At 63.6% G+C, this 24,402-nt stretch carries 23 protein-coding genes; 9 read left to right on the top strand and 14 right to left on the bottom strand.

Translation table 11 applies throughout. The features are described from left to right. Positions 1-39: 39 nt before the first annotated feature. From LB547_RS13920 to LB547_RS13900, 5 genes are all read right to left on the bottom strand, one after another. Positions 40-936 carry a UTP--glucose-1-phosphate uridylyltransferase gene (locus LB547_RS13920; RefSeq protein WP_140512943.1) on the bottom strand — a complete coding sequence of 299 codons (897 nt, stop codon included), beginning with the start codon at positions 934-936 and terminating at the stop codon, positions 40-42. A 74-nt stretch (positions 937-1,010) separates the two neighbouring features. Further along, positions 1,011-1,979, bottom strand: coding sequence for a glycosyltransferase family 2 protein (locus LB547_RS13915; RefSeq protein WP_140759334.1), 969 nt, complete (start codon positions 1,977-1,979; stop codon positions 1,011-1,013). Next, positions 1,969-2,919 carry a glycosyltransferase gene (locus LB547_RS13910; protein ID WP_140670781.1) on the bottom strand — a complete coding sequence of 317 codons (951 nt, stop codon included), beginning with the start codon at positions 2,917-2,919 and terminating at the stop codon, positions 1,969-1,971. Before LB547_RS13910 ends, LB547_RS13915 begins: the two co-directional genes overlap by 11 nt. Next, on the bottom strand, positions 2,919-3,908 hold the full coding sequence (locus tag LB547_RS13905) for a glycosyltransferase family 2 protein (RefSeq protein ID WP_140759332.1): 990 nt from the start codon (positions 3,906-3,908) through the stop codon (positions 2,919-2,921). Before LB547_RS13905 ends, LB547_RS13910 begins: the two co-directional genes overlap by 1 nt. Before the next feature lie 15 nt (positions 3,909-3,923). Further along, a complete protein-coding gene (locus LB547_RS13900; protein ID WP_140759330.1) occupies positions 3,924-5,096 on the bottom strand; it encodes a glycosyltransferase family 4 protein in 1,173 nt (390 codons plus the stop codon). Positions 5,097-5,285: 189 nt separating this feature from the next. On the opposite strand from LB547_RS13900, the gene LB547_RS13895 reads away from it, so the two are divergent. Together LB547_RS13895 and LB547_RS13890 are read left to right on the top strand one after the other, a co-directional pair. Then, a complete protein-coding gene (locus LB547_RS13895; protein ID WP_140580550.1) occupies positions 5,286-6,782 on the top strand; it encodes a lipopolysaccharide biosynthesis protein in 1,497 nt (498 codons plus the stop codon). Between the two features lie 49 nt (positions 6,783-6,831). Beyond that, positions 6,832-7,854, top strand: a complete 1,023-nt coding sequence (locus tag LB547_RS13890) for a phosphoribosyltransferase family protein (RefSeq protein ID WP_140497171.1) — start codon at positions 6,832-6,834, stop codon at positions 7,852-7,854. Between the two features lie 201 nt (positions 7,855-8,055). On the opposite strand, the gene LB547_RS13885 is transcribed toward LB547_RS13890, so the two are convergent. The 8 genes from LB547_RS13885 to LB547_RS13850 form a co-directional block, all read right to left on the bottom strand. After that, the gene (locus LB547_RS13885) at positions 8,056-9,135 is read right to left on the bottom strand and encodes a glycosyltransferase (protein ID WP_140580552.1); all 1,080 of its coding nucleotides are present in this window, start codon (positions 9,133-9,135) and stop codon (positions 8,056-8,058) included. 65 nt (positions 9,136-9,200) lie between these two features. Beyond that, positions 9,201-9,647 carry a hypothetical protein gene (locus LB547_RS13880; protein ID WP_140580554.1) on the bottom strand — a complete coding sequence of 149 codons (447 nt, stop codon included), beginning with the start codon at positions 9,645-9,647 and terminating at the stop codon, positions 9,201-9,203. 14 nt (positions 9,648-9,661) lie between these two features. Continuing rightward, entirely contained in the window at positions 9,662-11,104 is a 1,443-nt protein-coding gene (locus LB547_RS13875) for a GMC oxidoreductase (protein ID WP_140580556.1), read from the bottom strand. A 93-nt stretch (positions 11,105-11,197) separates the two neighbouring features. Further along, positions 11,198-12,529 (bottom strand): UDP-glucose dehydrogenase family protein, encoded by a 1,332-nt coding sequence (locus LB547_RS13870; RefSeq protein WP_140497179.1) that lies wholly within the window; start codon positions 12,527-12,529, stop codon positions 11,198-11,200. A gap of 73 nt (positions 12,530-12,602) precedes the next feature. Next, on the bottom strand, positions 12,603-13,478 hold the full coding sequence (locus LB547_RS13865) for a family 16 glycosylhydrolase (RefSeq protein WP_140497181.1): 876 nt from the start codon (positions 13,476-13,478) through the stop codon (positions 12,603-12,605). 136 nt (positions 13,479-13,614) lie between these two features. Next, positions 13,615-14,016, bottom strand: coding sequence for a hypothetical protein (locus LB547_RS13860; RefSeq protein ID WP_140512927.1), 402 nt, complete (start codon positions 14,014-14,016; stop codon positions 13,615-13,617). A gap of 223 nt (positions 14,017-14,239) precedes the next feature. After that, positions 14,240-15,262, bottom strand: a complete 1,023-nt coding sequence (locus tag LB547_RS13855) for a glycosyltransferase family 2 protein (RefSeq protein WP_140497185.1) — start codon at positions 15,260-15,262, stop codon at positions 14,240-14,242. A 70-nt stretch (positions 15,263-15,332) separates the two neighbouring features. Continuing rightward, positions 15,333-16,460, bottom strand: a complete 1,128-nt coding sequence (locus tag LB547_RS13850) for a nucleotidyltransferase family protein (RefSeq protein ID WP_140497187.1) — start codon at positions 16,458-16,460, stop codon at positions 15,333-15,335. Positions 16,461-16,982: 522 nt separating this feature from the next. On the opposite strand from LB547_RS13850, the gene LB547_RS13845 reads away from it, so the two are divergent. The 6 genes from LB547_RS13845 (at position 16,983) to LB547_RS13820 (ending at position 22,824) form a co-directional block, all read left to right on the top strand. After that, positions 16,983-17,135: a lasso peptide gene (locus tag LB547_RS13845; RefSeq protein WP_140497189.1), complete on the top strand. Its 153-nt coding sequence runs from the start codon at positions 16,983-16,985 to the stop codon at positions 17,133-17,135. 166 nt (positions 17,136-17,301) lie between these two features. Beyond that, positions 17,302-17,601, top strand: a complete 300-nt coding sequence (locus LB547_RS13840; RefSeq protein ID WP_140497191.1) for a PqqD family protein — start codon at positions 17,302-17,304, stop codon at positions 17,599-17,601. Between the two features lie 118 nt (positions 17,602-17,719). Further along, entirely contained in the window at positions 17,720-18,094 is a 375-nt protein-coding gene (locus LB547_RS13835) for a lasso peptide biosynthesis B2 protein (protein ID WP_224618327.1), read from the top strand. A gap of 3 nt (positions 18,095-18,097) precedes the next feature. After that, complete coding sequence (locus tag LB547_RS13830; protein WP_140674184.1) at positions 18,098-20,005, top strand: lasso peptide isopeptide bond-forming cyclase; 1,908 nt, start codon at positions 18,098-18,100, stop codon at positions 20,003-20,005. Continuing rightward, entirely contained in the window at positions 20,002-20,973 is a 972-nt protein-coding gene (locus tag LB547_RS13825) for a serine kinase (protein ID WP_140674185.1), read from the top strand. The genes LB547_RS13830 and LB547_RS13825 overlap by 4 nt, the downstream gene beginning before the upstream one ends. Positions 20,974-20,979: 6 nt before the next feature. Next, on the top strand, positions 20,980-22,824 hold the full coding sequence (locus tag LB547_RS13820) for an ABC transporter ATP-binding protein (RefSeq protein WP_140674187.1): 1,845 nt from the start codon (positions 20,980-20,982) through the stop codon (positions 22,822-22,824). A gap of 17 nt (positions 22,825-22,841) precedes the next feature. Here LB547_RS13820 and LB547_RS13815 read toward each other — a convergent pair whose 3' ends face one another. Further along, on the bottom strand, positions 22,842-23,117 hold the full coding sequence (locus LB547_RS13815; protein ID WP_140674189.1) for an exopolysaccharide production repressor exox: 276 nt from the start codon (positions 23,115-23,117) through the stop codon (positions 22,842-22,844). 600 nt (positions 23,118-23,717) lie between these two features. Here LB547_RS13815 and LB547_RS13810 point away from each other — a divergent pair. Next, on the top strand, positions 23,718-24,402 hold a 685-nt coding region (locus tag LB547_RS13810), incomplete at its 3' end, for a sugar transferase (RefSeq protein WP_224702916.1).

Raw genomic sequence — 24,402 nt, 5'->3', positions numbered from 1 at the left:
CACCGTCAGCCGTCCGACAATGCTCCCGAAACATGGGCATTATGCGGCTTCTTCCTGTCGTTCATGCGACCGGACGAACTCCTGGAGCATCTCGAAAACCGGACCCTTCATGTCGTCGCGCGCCAAGGCGAAGGCGATGTTGGCCTGGATAAAGCCCTCCTTCGAGCCGCAGTCGAACATGCGGCCCTTGAAAGGCTGGGCAAAGAAGGACTGCTCCTGCGCCAGGCGGACCATGGCGTCGGTCAGCTGGATCTCATTGCCCGCGCCGCGCTGCTGGTTGCCGAGCAGGGCGAAGATCTCGGGCTGCAGGATATAGCGGCCGTTGATGTAGAAGTTCGACGGCGCATTGGCCGGCGCCGGCTTTTCGACCATCGCCGTCACCTCGAAACCGCCGCCAATGTCGGCGCCGCGGCCGACAATGCCGTATTTGTTGGTCTCGGTCGGGTCACAGCGCTCGACCGCAATGACGTTGCCGCCGGTCTCGGCATAGAGGTCGGCGACCTCGGCCAGGCAGCCGCGGCCGCCGAACGAAACCATATCAGGCAAAAGCAGGGCGAAGGGCTCGTTGCCGATGACCTCGCGCGCGCACCAGACGGCGTGGCCAAGGCCTTGCGGGGATTGCTGGCGGATGAAGCTGGTGGCACCGGCCACCGGCAGCAGGCTTTCCAACGACTGCAATTGCGCCTTCTTGCCGCTCTGCTCCAGTGTTCCGATCAATTCCGGATGCAGGTCGAAATAATCCTCGATGACCGCCTTGTTGCGGCCGGTCACGAACACGATGTGCTCGATGCCGGCCTCGAAGGCCTCATCGACGGCGTATTGCACGACCGGCCTGTCGACGACGGGAAGCATTTCCTTGGGCATCGACTTGGTCGCCGGCAGGAACCGCGTTCCAAGCCCCGCCACCGGTATCACGGCCTTCCTGATTTTCTTCATCGCAAATTCCTTCTGAGGAGATCGACTTCAGTCCATTCGCAGGCCAGGAAAAACCCCTCCATGTGCCTGCATCTTCACCTCCCCGCCCCCACGGCAAATTGTGCCGCTACTCGTCGCAACCGCACGGCGATCGGCATGCCCATATGCCTGACCGCCGCCGGGTCGCTGAGCGCCGTCCGGATCGCCTTGAGCGGGGACCGCGCCTTGATGTGCTGGACCATCGACAGGAACGAAGCCGCCTTGCGCAGGCTGCGGCTGCGCCGGGCGAAGGCCGCTTGCGTGGCCGCGTCCATCTGATGGCTTTGAGCGAAAATCGCATCGGCCTTGCGCATCGCCTCGACGTGATGAGGCTCGAGCACGCGCGAAATGGAGCCGCTGCGGATGTGATAGACATAGCCGATGTCAGGCTCGACCACGCACCTGCCGCCCTTGGCCAGGGCGTTGGCCAGGAATATGTAATCCTCGCCGATGATCAGGTCCTCGTCGTAGCGAAGTCCGTTTTCTTCCAGGAAGCGGCGCTCGAAGATCGGCTTGAGATAGCCGAGATTGAACTTCGATTCGAAGACGACGTTGCCGGCGATATAGCTGGCCAGCGAGATCTCGCCCAATTCCTCCAGATAGCGCGTCGGGAACATCGCATCCTCGATCACGCCGTCCTCGCGGACGACCTGGAGGTTGTCGACGGCGATTTGCGCGCCCGCCCTTTCGGCCCGCGCGATCATGGCGGCGATGCGGCCGGGATAGACCGCATCGTCGGAATCGAGGACCGCGACCCAGCGGCCGCGGGCAGCCTCGAGGCCGGCGTTCCTGGCGCCGCCGGGGCCCCTGTTCTGCGCGAGCGCCACGACGCGCACGATGTCCTGCGGATAGGCCCTTGCCACGTCGAGCGTGGCGTCGCGCGACTTGTCGTCGACGACGACGACCTCGACGCTGACACCCTTCTGCGCGATGGCGCTGGCGATCGCCCGGTCGAGGGTCGCCTCGGCGTTGTAGGCTGCAATGACGAAGGAAACGTCCGGGACGAAGCTGACGTCAGGCTGCACGCTTGCCTCCTTCCTGTGGCGAGGGCTGGCCGTAGAGACGAATCTCGCGGATGCCGACAAGGCCGCTGACGACGCCGACATGCATAATGCCGCGCAGCACGCTGCGGTTCCGCCGCACGGGGCTGGCAAGGAAGGGAAACGCCGCGGCGAAGCAATAGGCTGCCTTTGCCGAGGCAATGCCGACCTGTTTGACCAGGCCAATGCCGCTCGCATTGCGCCCCAGGAGATGGCCATGCGTCTGCCCGACGCGGAAGCGGCGGCGGCCAAGCCAGTCGAACGCGGCCCTGGTCCGCGGCACGGCCTCGTCCACCCAAGCCTCCGGAGAAAAGGCGATCGTGCCGCCTGTCTTGTGCATCTGGTCGAAGAACTCGGTGTCCTCGCCGCCGGTCTGGCCACGCGCCAGGCTGAAGCGGCGTCCGCGCAGGCTGTCCGACCCCATGTCGAGCAGCACGTTGCAGGTGTAGCCGGTGCGGATCTCGCCGCGCACCCAGACCGGCAAGGTCGAATGGAAGTCGCCACGCCGCATCCAGTCCGGCGCATCGGCCCCATAGCGCGCCTTGACCGGGCCCAGCACGGCGGCGGCGCGACTTGCCTGGGCTGTTGCGACGAGCTCGGCAAGCCAGCGCGGCGAAGCCGTCTCGTCGTCATCGATGAAGGCGACGAAATCCGACGTGCTGGCGTCAAGACAGGCATTGCGGGCGAGCGAGATGTTGCGCGCCGGGCAGTGGTGATAGCTGATCGGCAGCGTCAGTTCCCGCGCCAGGGCCGCCACCAGATCCGTGGCGCTCGGCGTGTCGTCATTATCGGCGACGATGACCCGGACGTCGAAACCGGCCGGCCTGTCCATGGCATCGAGCGAGCGCAGCGTGTCGGCCAGTTCCGGCCGGCGGAACGTGCACACGCCGATATCGATGCTGCGGTTCTTGCCTGGAACCGCCATCACGCGACCCCGCGCTGTTTGCCAAGGCCGAGAAGCTGCAGCCAGAAACCGACGGACCAGCCGAAATGCATGACCATCGCCGAGATGCCGGCAAGCGCGATGTCGGCATTGCGCTGGCTTACCGCCGTCCACAGGCCATAGCCGAGGCATACGGATGCCCAGATCAAAAGCGGCACCGCCGCCAGCCAGTGCACGAAGGAAAAGGCCGCGAGCACCACCACCGGGAACACCAGCAGCGGCACCATCTGCCGGACCTTCGGGATGACGCGGTGCTTCAGGACGTTCTTGGCGCGTCCGCGGCCGTAGCCGAGATACTGGAAATAGAGGCCGCTGAGCGACGCGCGCGGATAGTAGACCATCTGCGTCCTGCCGCTCATCCAGATCCTGTAGCCGGCCTGTCTCAGCCGGTAGTCGAGCTCGGCGTCCTCATTATGGCTGAACGTCTCGTCATAGCCGCCGACGGCCCGGAAGGCAGAAATCCGCATCAGCGCGTGATGGCCGTGATCGACCCATTCTCCGGCGGACAGATGCCTGTGCTTGGAACCGCCGGTGCCGAGCTTTGAATTCTGTGCCGCCGCGGCCGCCTTCTGCACGGTGCCGCTGCCGCTGGTCAGCATCGAGACCACGACCGAATCGGCGCCCGTTGCCAGCGCTTCCTCGACCAGTCGGTCGCAATAGTCGGCGGGATAGCCGCCATGGGCATCGATGCGGATCAGATATTCGGCACCATCGCCGAATCTGGCGACGGCAAGATTGATCGCCGCGCTCTGGATGCGCTTTTCATTGTGGAGCAGGATGATGCGGGAATCCTCTTTCGCGCGCTCGCCGACAATGGCCGGGGTGCCATCGGTGCTGCCGCCATCGGCAACGACGATCCTGGCGCCGAGCCTCGCCGCCGCGGGGCTGAGCTGGTCGAGCAGCATACCGATATGGGCTGCCTCGTTGAGGCAGGGAATCACGATCAGGCTGGAGGGGAGCGCTTGCATCATCGGGCGATCTCCATCCTAGGCCAAAGCCTCGGCCGCGAAGGGTTGGCGCATGGCGGCCAAGCTGCGAAGCTTGTCGACCAGCGCCCGGCAATCGCTGCGATCATAGCTCCATATCCTGGGGTTGCGCGACAGAACGCGCTCCTTCAACATGCTGAAGCGGCGTTCCTCCATCTTGCCGAGGGCGGCTTCGAGCGCGTCGGGTGAGGCTTCGGGCAACAGAATGCCGATGCCCTGCCGGCCGAGGAACCGCCCGGTTTCCGTGTTGGCCATCGAGATCGGCACCGCGCCGAAACGGCAGCCTTCATAGAGTCGGTTGGGCAGCAGCCATTCGGAATTCTGGCCCGCCTCGAAGAAATCGATCGCCCAGGAGAAATGCACGTCCCGGTAGATCGCCGCCATGTCCTGCGGGTTGCGGTAGGGTCCGCGAAACGAAAGCCAGGGCTCGGCCTCGACGAAGGCGTGGAAATCCGGGAATTCGGTCAACGCCGGGCGGCCGCGCAGCACGATCTCGAACCGGCCGTCGGCGCGGCGCGAGAAATCGGCCAGGAGTTCGAGCGAGCGGCGGCAGCGCAATGCCCCGAACCAGCCGATGCGCCAGGGTGGCGCGACAGGCGCCTCGGCCATCTCATGCTCGGCCGGCAGGATCGCCGCTGCCTCGAAATATTTGTTTTCGACCAGTTCGACCGGCGCCGTCACCTGGCCGAACGGCGCGAAATAATTGGCGGTGAACGCGGGCGAGCTGGTCACCAGCAGCTTTACGTCCCTGGCAAGGTAACGTTCCGTGGCGCGCAGCGCCCTGCCGACCGCATCGCTGCGAAGCATCAGGCGATGGATGTCGAGGCATTCATAGACGATCGGCACCGCCGCGCCGAACGCCGTGTTGGCGCGGCGGGCGAGCGCCAGCATTTCCAGGTTGCGCGCGATGATGAGATCGGGTCTCGGCATGCCGCGGAGCCTGGTGCCGATCGAAACCGCCGCCTTGGCGACTGCCGTCAGACGCTGGGCGAATCGCCCGTCACGCGTCGCGCCGAGATCCAGCGGCCGCAATCCCTCGACGTCGGCAATGGGATTTGCCGTGCGACGGAAGCCTGCGAGCGTGACCTGGGCGCCACCTGCCCTGAGCATGGTAATCCGCCGGCGCACTGCCGGGTCGGAAACGTCATGCACAAGGTACAAGACATTCAGCATGAAAACTCGACCGCTGTTGGCCCACCCACGGCGAACCTAGTACAGGTCTTGCTGCATCGCAACATTTTTGGTGCAGCGTAGCAAAATCCACGTTTTTTGTTGCACTGCAAAATAAATGCCGTAATTTGGCCGCGGCGGCGGTTGCAGGGTTCCTGGTCGGAACCTGCACAAGAATCAGGAATCCTGAATTTGGAAGCCAATCCATTCGATCCGCCAGAAGGCTCGCTGCGCAAATCGGTCGGGCGTGGCGCGGTCGTGACGGCCTTGTCGCAGTCCGTGCGGGTCGCCACGCAGATCATTTCCGTCATCGTGCTGTCGCGTCTCCTGTTGCCGCAGGATTTCGGCGTCGTGGCGATGTGCGCGCCGGTGCTGGCCTTCATCGCGCTGTTCCAGGATTTCGGCCTCACCCAGGCGACCATCCAGAAATCGGGCATACGGCACGACGAGGTGAACTACCTGTTCTGGATCAACGTCGCCGTCAGCGCCATCCTGGCCTGCGTGCTTGCCGGCGCGGCACCGCTGGTCGCCGCCTTCTACGGCGAACCGCGTGTGGCTGGCCTGGTGGCGGCGCTGGGCCTGCAGATCATGGCCTACGGCCTCGGTGCGCAGCATCTGGCGCTCCTGACGCGCCGCATGCAGTTCGGCCGCCTGGCCATCATCGATGTCGCAGGCGCCGTGGCTGGTCTTGCCGTGTCGATCGCCTGGACATTCGTCGACCGCTCCTACTGGGCACTTTTCGCCGGCACCTTGACCGGAGCCGTGCTGCCGACGCTGTGCTACTGGGCCAGTTCGCGCTGGCGGCCCAGCCTGCCGCGCAAGGTCGCCGGGATCAGCGAGCTGATCAATTTCGGCGCCGGCATAACCGGCTTCAACTTCGCCAATTTCTTCGCCCGCAATCTCGACAACGTGCTGATCGGAAAATACTGGGGCGAGGCGCAGCTCGGCCTCTATGACCGTGCCTACAAGCTGCTCCTGTTCCCGCTGAGCCAGATCACGAACCCGCTGTCGAAGGTGATGGTGCCGGCTCTTTCCAGGCTGAAGGACGAGCCCGACCGCTACCGCAGCGCCTATCTTCGCGTCATGCCGCTGATCCTGCTGGTGGCGCTTCCCGGCGTCGCTTTCGCCACCGCCATGTCCGACATACTCATCCCCTTCGTGCTCGGTGAGCAATGGCGCGCGAGCGCCGGCATTTTCCTGGCGCTGGGCTTCGCCGGGCTGCTGCAGCCGCTCAACAATCCGGCCGGATGGCTGTTCGTCAGCCAGGGCCGTTCCGGCGACTTCATGCGCTGGGGCATCATCACGGCGGCGACGTCGGTGCTCGCTTTCGTGCTGGGCCTGCCTTATGGCGCGCTCGGCGTGGCGATCGCCTATGCCGTCAGCGAATATCTGCGCACGCCTTTCCTGTGGCTCTATGTCGGCAGGAGCGGGCCGCTGCGGGCAAGCCACGTGCTTCGCGCGGCGACGCCGTTCGTGCTCGGCGCGCATGTGGCGCTGGCGGTGGTCTGGTTGGTCAAGCCGCTGCTGCCGCAGCAGCATGTCATTGCCTTGGCCAGCGGCGCGATCCTTGCCTATCTCATCACCATCGTCATCGCGCTGGCCTTCGCAGCCGGCCGTGAAGCCTTGCGCGAGGCCTTGAAAATGCTGCCGGCAAGGCCGCCGGCGGCAGCACCGCGCGAGGCGCAATAATTTTGGCGCTTTCGACCCTTACCGTTCACCCGAGCATCAGGCCTGATCCATGCATTACCGATCGATCTCAGACATGAACGACGCGATCGTCAGCAACCTTCACCGGTTGCCGCGCGACATCGACCTGGTGGTCGGCGTCCCCAGAAGCGGGGTGCTGGCGGCGACGCTGGTCAGTCTCGCGGCGAACATACCGATGACCGACCTGGACTCCTTCCTCGAGGGTCGCGTCTACACATCGGGCATCACCAAGCGCCGTGCGGTGCTCGACCGCAAGGTCGCGGAAATGCGCAAGGTGCTGGTGATCGACGACAGCGTCTCCGGCGGCAACGCCATGCGCGACGCCCGCGCCCGCATAGAGGGTGCCGGCATCGAGGCCGACTACACCTTTGCCGCCGTGTTCGGGCTTGAGCCGCAGCATGCCGAGACCGATGTCGTCTTCGAGGTCGTGCCGCACCCGCGCATGTTCCAGTGGAACTTCATGCATCACAAATTCCTGGCGCAATGCTGCGTCGACATAGACGGGGTGCTGTGCCTCGATCCGACCGAGGCGGAAAACGACGACGGTCCGGCCTACGAGAAATTCCTCAGCGAAGCGCGGCCGCTCCATACCGCGACCCGCAAGATCGGCTGGCTGGTGACCAGCCGGCTGGAGAAATACCGCGCCTTGACCGAGGCATGGCTGGCCAAGCACGAGATCAAGTACGATCATCTGATCATGCTCGACCTGCCGAGCAAGGCGGAGCGCCAGCGGCTTGGCGCGCATGGCAGTTTCAAGGCCGAATTCTACCGCAAATCCGATGCCATCCTGTTCATCGAGAGCGAGCACGAGCAGGCGCTGAGGATCACCGAGCTGTCGGGCAAACCGGTGCTGTGCGTCGAAACGCACATGGTCAGCTTTCCCAACGCGCTGTCGCTCCCGGCGCTCGGCCAGGCGGCGCGCAACCTGCCGGCCAGGTTGCGACAGGCCAAATCACAGGAAGGCCGCAAGGGCGCCGCCAAGGCCCTTGCCCGCGCGCTGCTTGGCGCCCGCGGCTACGAGACGCTGAAAAGCCGGGTCAAGCGCCTGGCCTGATCCGCCAAGGCTGCGAGTCCAGATTAACGGGTTCGTTCGGAGTGTTCGCCGGCGCGTGGTCGAGAAGCATCAAACGAAAAACCCGCGGCAGCTTCCGGCGCAACTCAGCACCATGACAGAAAATCTACCATAGCTGCTTCACCCTGTCAAGAAAAAATTCCTATCACAAGGCTGCCGGGGCCGGTGCCGGCTAAGCCTTGGCTACGCCGCCTGCCGCGAACGCTGCTGTGTGGCCTTGTCCAGTATGGAAAAGAACGTGAGGAACTGGCGATCAGGATCGAGCTCCGGACGCTCGGAGAAGCCGCGCGCCGTGGCCGAGAGCCGGTCATATTCCTGGCGGTCGTTCCACAGCAGCCTGACAGCCGCGACCCAGTCGGTGAGCGGAGCTTCGTAATCGAGCACCACGCCGCCTGGTCCGATCGCTTCGGGCAGGCCGCCGCGCCGCGAGCCAATGACGGGAATGCCGCTGCAATGGGCTTCCGAGGCCACACGGCCCCAGGCCTCTTCCCATTTGCTGGGCGCCAGCAGGATCCTGGTGCGGCCATAGACGGTCTTCATGTCGCCGGTGCGGTTCTCCAGCCTGATGTTGGAGAACGGGGCGATGGTCTGCTCGATGCGGGCGCGATGATCGTCGGCGAGCTTCCAGCTCTCCACGAACAGGAACGGAATCTCGGGGCAGGCGCCGGCGATGCGCACGGCGAGCTCGAAGCCTTTCTCCTCGTACGGATTGATCAAGGTGACGAACTGGCCCGTGGTCGGCGTGCTGTAGAGGGCGGCATTGATGGTCGGCGGCAGCACCGCCGCATCGATGCCGAACTTCTGTTTGTAGGCGCGCGCGGTGAATTGCGAATTGGCGATGTAGAGCGCCGAATGCAACTCGCGCAGATCGCCGCCCAGCTCATGGAACTCGACATTCCTGAGATAGACGACCAGCGGCACGCCTTCGGCCTGCAGCGCCTTGCCCACCGGAACCGACTTGTGGCATTGGACGACGGCCACGTCCGGCTTCAATCTGCGGACGGCAAAGTCGGCCGCCTTCCAGGGAAACCAGGCCCGCACCACCGGATAACCGGGAAAACTGTCGATGACCGCCGGCTGACGCAGCAGCTTCATCTTGGCGCGCGCCTTGAAGCCGAAGACACCGTCGCCGAACAGGGCGGCCAGTACGGCCGCCTCATGGCCGTGCTCGATCAACTGTTCCGCCAGATGATGGGTGCTCGACTGGACGCCGCCGCTGAATTCGGGCGTGTATCCGTTTCCGCCTGCAAAAAGAACTTTCATGGTCCTGGCTCCTGGTTCTTTCGCGTTTCGTTCAATGTGGCCCGAGAGCTTGCTCCGGCACCGCCTCAGGCACTCTGTTGCTCGAGATTGGCGAACGGATTGGTGCATGGCTGCCATCCGGTGAACCGGATCGGATCGCCCGGCGAACTGCGCCAGGCGTAGTCGGTCAGCATGTGGAATTCGGCGATCAGCCAGCGGTCGAAATGCAGGAGGTCCTGCTTCTTCTGCTCCGGCAGCAGAGCGCGGGCTTTGCCCAGCCTTGCCTCCTCGAGCAAGGTGACGGCGTCGCTGAGTTTCTTGCTCGGGAATATCCACGGGTTCCTGTCGCGGAACGCCAGGACGAACTGCTGCAAATGCTCGATGCGCATGTTGAGCTTGCCGAAATATTTCTCGAGCGTGACGCGCACCAGATCCTCATCAGAAAAGGAGGATACTGCCGCGTAGGCAATGCCGGTCGACACCACCCCGCCCGCCATGACGGCCAGTGCGGAGCGTCGCGAGATCTCTATCATCTGGTTTGCTCCTCTCACGCCATCCGGCTCGCCGCCCGCAGGGACAGCGCTGCCGCGGTCAGGCTCGGATTGGCGCATGAACAGCTCGGATATGTGCTGGTGCCGACCACGACCAGGTTCCTGAGCTGGTGATGAATCATGCCGCTGTCGACCACCGAATCGGCCGGGCCCGTCCCCATCCGGAGCGTACCCTGGACATGCGATTCGGTTGGCCGGATGCCGCGATCGAAAAGCTGTTCGACCGGTAGCGGGGCGAGCAGCCCGGGCAGTTTCTCCAGCGCCCGCGCCATGCCCTTGACCGCGTAGTCCGACGGCGCCTTGAAGCTGACGAAGGCGTTGTCGTTCTCGTCGAGCGTGACGAAATTCTCATGGTCGAGCAGGTTCTCGGTCACCACGACAAGCGGCAGAGCCTGGCGCAGCCGCCCTTTCTCGGCGCGCATGCCGTGTTGCCAGCGGTTCTCGAAATAGACCAGCGCCGCGGCGTGCTCGGACCGGTGCGGACCGTCATAGAGGCCGAAATTCAAGCCGGTGGTGATGGTGCTGCCGTCGAAATTGTCGACACCGTCGAGATAGACCTCGAAATTCCAGCCATAGGATTCATGCAGGCCGCGGCCGACGAATTCGCCTCCCAGGCCGGACCGCAGCATGATCGCCGCGCTCTGGATGGCATTGGCGCCGAGAATGAAGAGGTCGCCGCTGACCTGATATTCCTTGCCGCCATGGACGAAGGTGACCGAGCGGACCGTCCCGCCGACATGGTCGAGCCTGCGCACTTCCGAACCGAGGCAGACCGACACGTCGGGATGCTCGAAGACATGCATCAGGCCATTGTTGGCGGTGAACTTGGCGTCGACCGGGCATAGCCAGCATCTGAGGTTGGCACAGCACGAGGTGCGCTGCGCGGTCGGCACGCGGGCGCGCGCGGTCGGCATAACGAAATGCTGGCCGGGCTGCGCCGCCTTCATCATCCGGTCGGGCGTCGACATGCGGTGCGGCGGCTGCGGAAAAGGCTTCGAGCGCGGCAGCATCGCCGCCATGTCGGGATCGCCCGAGATCGACATGATGTCTTCGGCGTCGCAATAGAACGGTTCGACGTCGTCATAGCTGATCGGCCAGTCATTGCCGATGCCGTAGGTGCTTTTCAGCCTGAAATCGTTGGGATGGAACCTCGGCGTCTGCGCGAACCAGCAATTGGTGCCGCCGCCCAGCCCGATCGTGTAGTTCCAGGGCTTGTCGGAATTGGTCTTGTAGGTCGACTCGTCCTCGATGTCGGTGTTGACGTTCTGCTTGAGCTGCCATTCATGCGTGTTGTGGCGGCCCCATTCCAGGAGCAGGATGCGCGCCTTACGCCGCTTCGTGAATTCGTGCAGGAAGAAGGCCGAACCGAAACCGGAACCGATCGCGACAACGTCGAAGTGGTCCTTGGTGATCTGCTCCGGCTTTACGTCCAGCACCATCAGCCGCAACTCCTTTCCGGGTCTTGTGCGTTCGTCATGGCAAGCACACCGGCCGGCCGCGGCGATCCCACATTGGATTGCCCAAACCCGGTCTCATGCCGCCATCCTGCCGATCGAGTGATATTCGATGCCGTGGCGGGCGATGACCTTGGGATCATAGAGGTTGCGGCCGTCGAAGATGATCGGCGTGGTCAGCGCGTCCTTCAGCGCGTCGAAGGACGGCGCGCGAAAACTCTTCCACTCGGTGGCGATCAGCAGCGCATCGGCGCCGCGCAGCGCCGCTTCCTTGGTGCCGCACAGAAGCAGGTCGTCGCGCAGCCCATAGATGGCCTGGCATTCCTGCATCGCCTCGGGATCATAGGCCTGCACGGTGGCGCCGACGTTCCAGAGTGCCTCCATCAGCGTGCGGGCGGGCGCCTCGCGCATGTCGTCGGTGTTGGGCTTGAAAGCCAGGCCCCAGAGCGCGAAGGTCTTGCCCTTGAGGTTGCCCTTGAAATAGCGGTTCACCTTGTCGAACAGCACGGACTTCTGCTCGTTGTTGCGCTCCTCGACGGCGCGCAGCAGCTTGGCGTCGAACTTGACGCCTTCGGCGGTCTTGATCAGGGCGCGCACGTCCTTGGGAAAGCAGGAGCCGCCATAGCCGAGGCCCGGATAAATGAAGTGGTAGCCGATGCGCGGATCGCTGCCGATGCCCTTGCGCACCTCCTCGATGTCGGCGCCGAGCTGTTCGGCCAGATTCGCCATTTCGTTCATGAAGCTGATCTTGGTGGCGAGCATGCAATTGGCCGCGTATTTGGTGAATTCGGCGCTGCGCACATCCATCACGATCATCTTCTCGTGGTTGCGGTTGAAGGGGGCGTAGAGCTCACGCATCACCGCCTCGGTGTCCTCGCTCGATGTGCCGACGATGATGCGGTCCGGCCTCATGCAATCGGCGACGGCGGACCCTTCCTTGAGGAATTCCGGATTGGAAGCGACGTCGAAGGTCAGGTCCTCGCGGCCTCTTTTCTTCAGCGTTTCGGCGATCCTGGCCTTGATCTTCTCGCAGGTGCCGACCGGCACGGTCGACTTGCCGACGACGATCTTGGGCGCATCCATTTCCCGGCCGATCGCCTCGGCGACCGCCAGCACATATTTGAGATCGGCCGAGCCATCCTCGCCGGGAGGCGTGCCGACCGCGATCATCTGGATTTCACCATGCCTGACGGCGGCGGCCGCGTCGGTGGTGAACTTGATGCGGCCGGCGGCATGGTTCTCCCTCACGATGCTTTCCAGGCCCGGCTCGAAAATCGGGACGAGACCTTGATTGAGCCGCTCGACCTTGTTCGCGTCGATGTCGACGCAGACGACCTGGTGGCCCACTTCGGCAAGCACAGCAGCCTGCACGAGACCGACATAGCCGATACCAAACACCGTCAAATTCATTCTGTTTTGTTCCTGTCCAGGGCAGCGGACCGTGTTCGGCCCGGCCGGTTCAAATCGACTTTTCCAATAGGTTCTATTTTACGCTGCATGCCAGCGATTCCGGAAACTGGCAGGGTTCGCCCTGCGCGGTGAAGGCGACGCGCTCGATCTGCAGCGAAAGCTTGCGTCCGGGATCGGCGAATGCGCCCAACCATCCGGTCATCGTATCGCTGCCCCAGAGGCTGAAGAAGATCTTCTGCGCATGACTGGGCAGCTTTGCCGGATCGGTGATGGTGTTCACCAGCTGGCCGTTGACGTACCAGCGCAAACTGTCCTTCTGCCAGACGAAGGCGTAGTCGTTGAAGGCCTTTTCCGTGCCGCCCGGCACGTCGACCAGCTTCTCGTTCTTGCCCTTGCCGGCGATGTAGGCATTGACCTGCACCTTGGACGTGTCCTTGGTCAGGATCTCGAAGTCGATCTCGTCCCAGGGCTGCTTGTCCGACGGGCCGATATAGGAGAAGAAAGCCGCGTTGAGGCCGGGACCGGTGTCGGTTTTCATGCGCGCCTCGTAGGTGCCGTAGCCGAATCGCTGCTTGGTCTGGATTTCGCCGCAAGCGTAGTCGCGATCCTTCGTCTTCTGCTTCTCGAAACCCAATGACAGCACGCCGTCCGCCAGGCTGACCTGCCCCTTCGCCCAGGTGCAATTCTGATGGCCGCCATTCGTCCAGCCATCGGAGACATACCAGCGCTGGCGGTTGAAGCTGGTGAAATCATCGACGAATGAGGGCGCCGACTTCAGATCCTGCGACCAGGATGGCGCCGGCCCGGCGAACAGGCCAGCGAGAGCGGCCAGCGCGACCAGGGCAGCCCTGCGTCCGGTGGAACCGCCCGGGCGGGCTTGCCTGGCCTGGCGCGTTGACGATATGCCGCGAACTGCGACGGTGAACGTGGTTCTCGGATCCGCATTCATACGAAACTCAACCTTTGCGCTGTGCATCCCCAACCCAAAGTAGCCATTCGAGCCGTTGCCAAACGGCGCTTTCTTTCTCTCGTCAGCCCCTCCCCAAGCTGCCTTCTCGCCTCGCGCCAAATCCACCCTTCAGCCTTCACCCTCTGCCGGCGCCTGCCGGTTTGGCGAGCCCCTCGCTGGCCGTCATATCGGACGACCCGTCCTCATCGAAAACCATATCCAGCGAATGACGAAGCTCCCGGACCATGCCGTTCTGGCGCGACAGCGCCGCGATGCGGCGCTCGCAATTCAGGATCGACGTCGTCAATTCATCGACCTCGGCGGAACGGCGCGCAGACGCCGAGCCGTTCTCCATGGCCTCGACCAGAAAGGCGGCGTTGGTGGCCGTCGCCTTGTAGCGATTCTCCAGCCCGTTTCGCTCGGCCTCGATCTCGGCCGCGATCTGCTCGAACAGCTTCGCCAGGCGGTCGAGGCGCGAGATGTCGGTCTGGCGGTCGCGGGCCGGATTCCTTGATCTGAAGCCGAATATCGAGGCCATGCGTTCAAAGTCCTGTGGTAGTCCGGCCGTCGGCCGGGCCCCTTACCGGTTCAATATCGGGCAGTCCGATCGGAGGCCGGTTCATTGGCCATCCTAATTGCTGCACCGCAACATAGACTGCCATCCTCCGGCCGGCTAGGCAACCACCCAATTCGTAAACTCATAAATCCGCCGGAAATGCTTTGCGCGACGGGCTGGCAAGAGCGCGGCCGGACGCCCGCATTCAAGGCTGCTTGCCCGTGCTGGTGCCGGCCATGAGAAAACGCATTGGCGGCACATGTTGACGCCGGGAGGCTAACCCGACGCGGCGAAACAGCGCCTCGAGCTTGTCGGACGCCACGCCCTGGACGATGGGAACCAGGTTGGATTGGCTTGCGAAGGCATAGGCCGCGGCCGACGCCAGGCCCCGCTCTGCCTTGACGTCGAGGAAATTGCGCAGCCGGTATTTGTCGCGCACGTGGCGCTCGTGGCGGCGCAGCACCGCTTTGGAACCCTCAGGCAGGCTGTCGATCGCCAGCAGCGCCAGGTCGGCGTCGGCAAGACGCTTCAGGTCCTGGGTCTTGTGGCGGCCGCTCAGCGAATCGGCCCGCACGATGGCGCCGTAACCGCAGGAGCGGATGACCTTGAAGCGCGCGCCGCTGGCGACCGCGCGCGCGTAGAGTTCGTAATCCTCGCCCAGACGCAAGCTCTCGTCATAGCGCAAGCCGTGCCTGTCGAGAAAAGCGCGGCTGATCACCGGCTTGAGGAAACCGAGTTCGCCTCTGCGCACGTTGCGCCTGGAGATGTTGCCTTCGACGAAGCGCTCCAGGTCGAGGAATTCCGGCTCGGCCGCGAACTGCGGTGCGACGATCTGGGTGACATCGCTCAAGGCGTCGTCCCTGATGAGCATGATGTTGTCGGCCGCGAAATCCCAGTCCGCGCCGGCAAACAGATTGTGAAATCTGCCCGCGAGAAAGAAGTCGTCGGCGTCCAGAATGGCGATGAATGGCGATTGCGAGGCGGCGATGGCGGCGTTGCGGGCGAAGGAGGGGCCGCGATTGACGTCGAGACGGATCACCGCGAGCCGGTCGCTGCCGTCATCGGCGGCGCGGGCGACTTGGGCCGTGTCATCGGTGGAGGCGTCATCGACGACGACGACTTCGGCCACTTCCGGTTCGCGCAGCGCGGACGCGATGGCGACCGCGATTGTTCGCGCCGCGTTTCGGGCCGCGATGATCACGCAGACCTTTGATTTTGTCATCGACATGAATTTGCCTCTTGCACAGGTTCCATTCTGCCCTCGCCCTGTACGTGTTCGATGCCCGACAGGCTTCCCGTCACGGGCTGCCCTGCCGTTCGAAGATGCGGCGGCTGATGTCGGCCGATGCCGCCCAGCCGGCTTCCGCCAGATAGCGGACCGGCGCACGACCGCACAACTCCCACAGCACGGTGCGCCGCTGCGGCCATCGCAGGGATGACAGCCATGGCGCGATGACCATGTTGAGCAGATCCTCATTGCCGATGCGCGACAGCATCCGCGCGGCGCGCTGCGACAAGAGCGTGTCGGCGCCGCCGAGGAGCACGTCGGCGGCGCGCAGGCCAAGCAGCAGCGTGTCGTCCAGCCCCTGCGCCGCGGCGGCGTCGAGCAGGCGCTGCTGCTCGGCTTCGTCCAAGCGGTCGGCGCTGGCGCGCACGTCGCAGACGTAACCGGCGCAGGGTTCCCGGTTAAAAAGCGCCTTGGCGACGCTGATGCAGGACAACAGCAGAGTGTCGGCCACCGATGTGAACGGCACCTCGACGCCGGTGATCTCGACCTGCCGTTTGCGCCGCAGGAAGCCATCCGCGTCGCGCGGGCTGGGCGAGCCGGGTTGCTGGAGCCGATAATGCAGGTCGACGGTGGACTGCGTCGGCCCGTCGCCGCGGATCATGTGCTGTTCGCCGAGGAAACGGACCCACCAGACGGAGCGCGACTTGCCGGCGATCTCGTAGCCGATCGAGCGGAGCGCCTCGCGCGCCCTGAAAAACCCGCCCGGCGCCACCAATATGTCGACATCGCCCGAAGGCTTCATGAAATGGTCGTCGTAAAGCAGATGCTGCTGGAAGGGACCTTTCAGGAAAACGAAATCGATCTGCCTGTCGCGCAGCGCCGCCTGGATCGCCATCGAATCCATGATGCAGGACGCGTTCATCGAAACGGTCTTCCGGCGGTAGGCGTCGAGCCATTGGGAGAGCTGGGCCGGCGGCCCGTTCGCGGGTGCGCTCGACAGCACCTTGAGGATAAAGGTCGCGACCTTGTTCAACCTGGCTATGTCGGTGACATTGGTTACGGAGAGGCCGGAGGCATCGCCGGGCGCGGCGCCGGATCGCGCCGCGAAGAACAGCCGCAGACAGGCCTGCACATAGGCGATCTCGCTGGCGCAATCGGCGGCGCGCAGTCGCTCATATGAACGTTCGGTCAGGGCCATCGGGCGCACGGTTCTCCAGAAGCGATCGGCGCGACGCCTATGCTGCAGGTGCGAAGCAAAGCATCGCCAAAAACTTTTGCGCCGTCCAGTTTTTCCTTTTGCAGCGCAAAAATCCGGCCCCGACGTTTATCGAAACCGGCTCGGGCGAACGATGAGGAGAACTGCTGGACCCCAGGGGACGAGTGGCCTTTTCGGCGTTCCGTAGCAAACCTACCGGGAGACCCGGTGCTAGGGCATTATTGTCGCCATGCCTTGAAGTGACAGGGCTTAAAAAGTTTATATATGCAAATCAATTTCTTATGCTGACCTAGTGCATTAGGCCCATATGCAGGGATCTCGAGGCGATCAAGGCCAAAGCTTGAGATCGTTACTCACGACTGTGTCTGCGCGCGCAGTCCATAATTGATTAATGCGCGGTAAATCAGGCTTGACTCATAAATGCTGCCATGCAGCTATTGCATCGCAGCATGAAAGTGCCGCCGGCAATCGACAGGCCGTTTCCAGTCCTTGATGGAGTGTAAAATGGAACAGAATGTTGAAAAGCAGGAGTACGAAACGCCCAGCCTGACGGTTCATGGTTCGATTGAAACCATCACTCAGGGCGGTGGCGGCAACACGGCGCTCGACGCAGCATTTCCTGCGCACACGCCGATTGGCGACCTGACGTTCTCCTGAGCCTGTCCTGATTCTGGAGGGACACGTTGGGCCTCTGGAATCCAAGAACCATAAAGGGAGTCGGGGTGAAAATCCCGGCTTCTCTTCATTGCCTGACCCGGCTTTTCTTCATCGCCAGAATGGTCGGCACGCATTGCGGACAGTGTGTAGCAAACGAGGTTTTCGGATGAACTGGAACCCATCTGACCACGATCGCGTAAGTGCGACCAAGGAAGCGGTTGCCTGCGAATTCGGCAATGGCCTGGCGCTTCTCAACCTGAAATCCAACATCTACTACAGCCTCAACGGGGTAGGCACGTTCATCTGGGAGCTGATTCAGGAGCCGAAACCAATTGCCGAAATCCGCCGGGCCGTGCTCGCGCGCTATGATGTCGACGCCGAGCGCTGCAGGGCCGATGTCGACGCGCTGTTGAAAGGTCTGGCCGATAGCGGACTTGCGAGGCTGCATCATGAGGAACCTGTCTAGGCAGGTTCCGCAAAAGCGGGTCACGGTTTTGCGGCAAGAACCTGCGACGGAGAAAAGTCCCGACCAGACGAAGCACCGGCGGCGTCGGCTTCGAGCTCTCTCCCTGAGTGGCCCGGAAATGCTGTTCCTCTGCCGCTGCCTGCTGGTGGTCGCGGCCGTTCGCCTGGGGCTGACCCTGTTCTCCTACAACCGCCTTCGCGGCATCGTCACCCGGCTGGAGGCGCGTGAATGCGCCAGCACGGGAGAGCTGCGCCGTGTCGCCTGGGGCGTTGCCGCCGCGGCCCGCCTGGTGCCGCGCGCAAGCTGCCTCACCCAGGCGCTCGCCGGCCAGTACATTCTCGCCCGCCAGGGCAACGCCTCGAAGATCCGCATCGGCATCGAGCGCGACACCGGCCGGCAGCTGAAGGCGCATGCCTGGCTGATCAGCGGCAACCATGTCGTCCTTGGCGGCTCGATAGACAGGTTTGTCCCTCTCGTCGACTATGGTCAATGACTGATGAGCGGCGTGGCCGGTATCCTGCACGGGCACGAGGCGCCGGAGTCCGCAGCCGATATCCAGCGCATGCTGGCCCGCATGCGTCATCGCGCCCGCGACGGCAGTTCGTGGTGGACCGACAAGGCTGTCGCGCTCGGCCACGCCTGGCTCAACACGACCGATGAAGCCGGCCCCGGCCCGCTGACGATAGCGGGCGGCAAACTGGCCGTCACCGCGGATTGCCGCCTGGACAATCGCGACGAGCTGATGGCACGGCTCGGCGTCCGCGACGCATCGGTTGCCGACGCCGTGCTCCTGATGCGGGCCTATCTGCGCTGGGGCGAAGCCTGTCCCGTGCACCTGCAAGGCGATTTCGCCTTCGCCATCTGGGATGCCGAGCGGCAGGTGCTGTTTTGCGCGCGCGATCATTTCGGCGTCAAACCGTTCTACTATCACGCGGACGGGCAGCGCTTTGTCTTTGCCTCCGAGATCGGCCCGATCCTTGGCGTCACCGGGGCCGGCGCCCGCCTCAGCGAACATCAGATCTCGGGTTTCCTGGCCGGGCTGCCAGACGATCCGCAAGCGACGCCTTATACCGATATTTTCCGCCTGCCGGCGCGCCACAGCCTCACTGTGACGGGGCAGCGCGTGACGCTGCAGCGATACTGGCAGATCGAGCCGTCGTCGCGGCCTATGCGCCCGGACGCCGCCGAGGAATTCGCCCACCTCTTCTCGCAGTCCGTGCGCAACCGCATGCGCGGAAGCGCGGCGGTCGGGGCCATGCTGAGCGGCGGCCTGGACTCCTCTTCGATCGCCTGCGTGGCGGGCCGGCAAAACCTGTCCGAGGGAAAGCCGAGGCTGCCTACCTTTTCGCTGGTTTTCGAACGCGGTTCGGCGATGGACGAAACCCCCTTCATAGACGCGGTGCTGGAACAAGGGCGCGTCGACGGCACGCTGATCCCGGTCGGCAACTACGCGCCGTTCGCGGAATTCGAACGGGTGCTGGAAGAGCAGGAAGGAACGTTCCTGGCGCCGGGCCTTACGCTCACCCGGGAGGTCTACAGGACGGCGGGCGCCAAAGGCGTCAAGGTGCTTCTCGACGGCCATGGCGGGGACGAAGTCGTATCGCAGGGGCACGGCCATCTGCACGAGCTTGCCAATGCAGGCAAGTGGCTGGAGCTGTGGCGCGAGATCCGCAGCGCTTCCAACACCTATGGCGACGGCATGCTCGGCATGTATTTCCAGTTCCTGACCATCTACGGGCCTGCCTGGCGCGTGGCCAGGCTCAGGCACGCCGCGAACCGGCTCCTGCACAGGCTGCGAAAGCCGGCCCAGGGCGGAAGCTGGCGCGACCTGATCAATGCCGATCTTGCCGGCCGCACCGAGCTCATCGAGCGGGTTCACCGAGCCGGCTACAAGCCGCCCGACGTCAGCGCCAGCGAGGCGCTGACCCACCGCTGGATTCTTTCCAACGGCTATGTGCCGCATGCTTTCGAAGTCCTCGACAAGGCGGCCGCCAATTTCGGCGTCGAACCTCGTTATCCCTTCTGGGACAAGCCGCTGGTCGAGTTCTGCCTGGCGTTGCCGGGCAAGGAGAAGCTCAGCCGCGGTTTTGGCCGCTACGTGCTGCGCCGCGCCATGCAAGACGTGCTGCCCGCGGCGGTCCAGTGGCGGCGCGACAAGATCGATTTCACCGGCAATCTCGTCAACGGCATGCTGCGCAACCACAGCGACCTCCTGGAACAGGTGCTCGGCCCGGACGCCGGCCGCATCGAGCCCTACATAAACCTGCCGGCCGTGAAGGCTGCCTATGCCCGGCTGCTCAGTCGGCCCGACCGGCCGGCGCCGCTCGATGTCCAGTATGTCTGGCGCTCGGCGTCGCTGTCGCTGTGGCTGCGGCAGGTGCAGCGCGCCGGGAGTGCCGCATGACGCCGTTGAACGAGCCGCTGGCCCTCCGCGCGCGCGCGCAAGGCTGGCCGCGCGGACAGCGCCGTTTTTATCGAGCCTACGGCCTGACCATCGCTTCCGAGGTGACATTGCCAGAACTGGAGCCGGCCGAACCCGCAGCGGCGGATATCGTGATCAGCGTCGGCGCGATCGATATGCCGAAGCCTTCGCCCGAGGCCGCGACCATTTTCCGCTTCGAACCGGATCGGCAATATCTGGCATGGCACGCCGTCGGCGCGTTCCTGATCAGCGACGCCTGCCGCATCGAGGTCGAGCCGGCGCCCGGCATCGACGATGCGCTGATCGCGTTCCCGCTGCTGGGACCGGTGATGGCGCTCATCCTGCACCAGCGCGGCCTGCTCGTGCTGCATGCCAGCGCCGTCGCGATTGCCGGCAAAAGCGCCATCTTCATGGGCGACAAGGGCGCTGGCAAATCGACGACGGCAAGCGCCATGATTCGTGCCGGACACGAACTGCTCACCGATGACGTCGTGGCGCTCGATCTCAGCCATCCGGACGAGCCGATGATCGTGCCGGGTTTTCCCCAGATCAAGCTGGCGGCCGACGCGGCTGCCGCGATTTCGCTCGAAGGGGCACAAGTGCGGCCGCAGGTGCATCCGGCTATCAACAAGGCCCAGCACCGATTGCACGGGGCGTTTTCGCGCGACAGGGTTCCGGCGACCCGCATCTATATTCTCGAGCGCGGCCAAAAGGCTGAGATCTCGCCCATGCCCGGCATCGCCGCTTTGCCGGCCGTGATCAGATTTTCATATGTCACGCGTTTCGGCCGCGCCGCCCTGGTCGGCGATTTCGCGGCGGCGCATCTCGGGCATTGCGCACGGCTCGCCGATCGCGTCGGCGTGTGCAGGCTCGAAGTGCCGACGGGCCTCGACAGGATCGGCGAGGTCGTGAGCCTCGTCGAGCATGACCTGATGGCAGGACAGGGGTAGCAGGAGATGTCGAAATCATCGCTCCTTCGCCCGTCATTGTTTCGGGAAATCGCCGGGTTCGGCGCCGTTATCGCCCAGATAGGCGGGCGGCGGACCTGGACGGCACTGCTCTTCCTGATCATGGGCAGCCTGACCGAAGGCATCTCCATCCTGTTGCTGGTTCCGCTGTTGCAGCTAGTCGGACGCTCCGGCCAGGACTTCGCGATCAAGCTGCCCGACAATGATTTCATGCGTTGGCTGGTGCCGGACGGCACGCTGAAGCTGACCACGATGCTGTGCATGCTGGTGGCGCTGGTCGCGCTGCAGGCCGCCTTCAACCGCTTCAAGTCGGTCTACATGGCCAGTCTTCTCTTCGATTTCATCAACCGCCTGCGCATGAACCTGTTCGAAAGCATCGGCAAGGCACGATGGGGCGTCTTCACGCGCATGCGCGGCTCCGACCTCGACCATGCGCTGACCGGGGACATAGACCGCGTCCAGGGCGCGGCCTTCTCGCTGCTGATGCTGGTGCAGATCGCCGTGCTTCTGGCCGGCTATCTCGTGATCTCCATGTTCATTTCGCCGGTCATGACGCTGTTCGCCGTGGTCATCGGCATGCTGATGTTCCTCGCGCTGCGGCCATTCCGGTCGCGGGCCACCGCCTTTGGCCAGGTCCTGACCACCAACCGCCAGGATCAATACCGGACGGTCTCGGAATTCCTCGGCGGCATCAAGGTGGCCAAGAGCCTGAACATCGAGGCGACCTATTTCGCGCAGTTGCAGGCGACACTTGAAAGAATGAAGGCCGACAACATCGCCTATGTGCGCAACAGTTCGACCGGCACCGCCCTGTTCCAGGTGGCGAGCGTGATCGGTTTGAGCCTGTTCATCTATGTTGCGCTGGTTCGCTTCGACCTCTCACTGGCCGAGATCGTGGTGCTGCTACTGGTCTTCATGCGCATCGCGCCGCGCTTCATGGACATGCAGACGCAGGCGCAGCAGGTCCTGATCAACCTGCCCGCCTATGCCGCGATGCGTAGTCTGCAGATGCGTTTCGACGCCGAGCGGGAACCTGGCCATGCCGGGATCCAGGACGCTCGAAAGCTGTCGCTCGATTTCGGACTGAATGTTCGCGGCGTCTCCTTCGCCTACGAGGACGGCGCCGCCAAGACGGTGGTGAGCGACATCACCTTCGGCCTTCCGGCCGGCAAGGTCACCGCCCTTATCGGCCCTTCGGGATCAGGCAAGAGCACGATCGCCGACATGCTGCTCGGCCTGCTCGAGCCGACAGCCGGCACGATCCTCGTCGATGGCGTCGAGATCGACGCCGTCAATCGCCGGGGCTGGCGCGACCAGGTCGCCTACGTGCCGCAGGACGTGTTTCTCCTGCACGACACGATCGCGGCGAACCTACGCCTGGCCGCACAGCAAGCAAGCGACGATGAACTGTGGGCCGCATTGCGATCGGCCCATGCGGCCGAATTCGTCGAACGGCTCGACCTCAAGCTGGAAACGGTGGTCGGCGACCGCGGCGTGCGGTTGTCGGGGGGCGAACGCCAGCGGATCGCGCTGGCGCGCGCCTTGCTGCGCAACCCGTCACTGCTCATCCTCGATGAGGCGACCAGCGCGCTCGACTGGCAAAACCAGGCACTGATCGCGCAATCGATCGACGGGCTGCGCGGCTCGATGACGATCCTGACCATCGCGCACCGGCCATCGATGATCGCGTTCGCCGACTGGGTGGTCGCGATGGAAAACGGCCGTGTCGTCGAGGTCGGGCAATATCGGCGGCTGAAGGCGAAAGCAGGAAGCCGGTTGTCCCGGATGCTTTCGGGCGAACAATCTGAGTCCGAACCCGCCGACGTGGCCTGAGGCCAGCCTGGTCTGGGTCAGTGAAGGCTTCGCCCGGCGCCGCCCAGCTTTTCACCCTCGGCCACCTCGGCCGAACTCAGCTTTCTTTCGGCCTCGCGTGTCCTGTCGGCCGGCGTCGGCGCGCTTTTGATGATCATGGCATAGACGAGCACGAAGTAGCCCGCCTGGATGACCACGGCACAAATGATGACGCGCAGCAGCGTCGTGCCTATTGAAGCGCCGCCCAGCCATGACCAGCCAACGACGATCGCAAGAGCGAAAATCATCCCAACGATGAATTTTGGAAGCGACATACCCAACAGCCCACAAACCGGCCCGGGTATATTCCAATCATTGCCCCACCCGAGCGTCGTCCCTTGTCATGCGGGCTTGTTAAGTCGCCCGCTCCCGGCCGGTTGCTTCCGGCCTTTCAACCTGTCGCCACTTTGACAGGTATAATTTGCAATTCTATTAAGGCGAGCAAAAGGCCGCAAGGGCAACTGCATTTATTTTTAGGTGAGCTTTTGCGCTCGACTCACTCATGCTGCAACGCACACGGCGGGATTACGTGCAACTTCGGCACTTTGGTGTTTTTCAGTAAAATCTACAATATCGAATAGTATTTTATTAGAATACCCTTGAATATCGCGCTGCGCTAAAGCACCAACGAGCTCCGCTCAGGGGCATAAAGAACGCCTCGCCTAGAAATTGCCTCAAAAGCGCCTCTATTTTTCCGGCGATGCCCATTTATTGTCATAAATGTGCTAAATATTTCGAAATTTGTGCAGGGCGCGCTTATTATTTAGTCAATTCATGACGTGACTATTTCAAAGGTATGGGAAATTGTGTGTTGCGCTGCAACATTTTTTTGGTATCGTGCGGTAAACCATCCGGTCAACGCATGGAGTTTTGGCATGAGGGACGTTGCCAAGTCGGCCACAGCGGAGTTTTCGCAGGCTGGCGTCGATTTTCCACCGCCGATCGGCGGCCTTATCAAGCGCAGTTTCGATATTGCCGGTTCACTGGCCGCCCTGATCGCTCTCAGCCCGCTGTTCGTGATGATAGCGCTGCTCGTCAAATTCTCCGATGGCGGATCGATTTTCTACGGTCACCGGCGAATCGGGCGTGGCGGACGGGTTTTCCCTTGTCTCAAGTTCCGCACCATGGTGCCGGACGGCGAAAGGGTGCTGGCCGCCTATCTGGCGGCCAATCCGGAAGCCAAGGCGGAATGGATAGCCACCCGCAAGCTGAAGAACGATCCGCGCGTCACCCGGGTCGGCGCGGTCCTGAGGAAACTCAGTCTCGATGAGTTGCCGCAGGTCATCAACATCCTTCAGGGCGACATGAGCCTTGTCGGACCTCGCCCGGTCGTGCGCGACGAACTGGAGATCTATGGCAGCGCCGCCGTGTATTACCTGAAGTCCCGCCCCGGCCTGACCGGCCTGTGGCAGGTCAGCGGCCGCAACGACGTCTCCTATGACAGCCGCGTCGCGTTCGATCGCCACTATGTCGAGAATTGGTCACTTTTTGAGGATATTCGCATCATCATCAAGACAGTTCCGGCTGTCTGGATGTCGCGGGGGGGGGGGGGGGGGGGGG

It is taken from the genome of Mesorhizobium sp. B264B1B (genome assembly GCF_020165765.1).
GTDB lineage: Bacteria > Pseudomonadota > Alphaproteobacteria > Rhizobiales > Rhizobiaceae > Mesorhizobium.
Note: the sequence above shows the minus strand (reverse complement) of the source record. Positions and strands in the feature narration are given on the sequence as shown.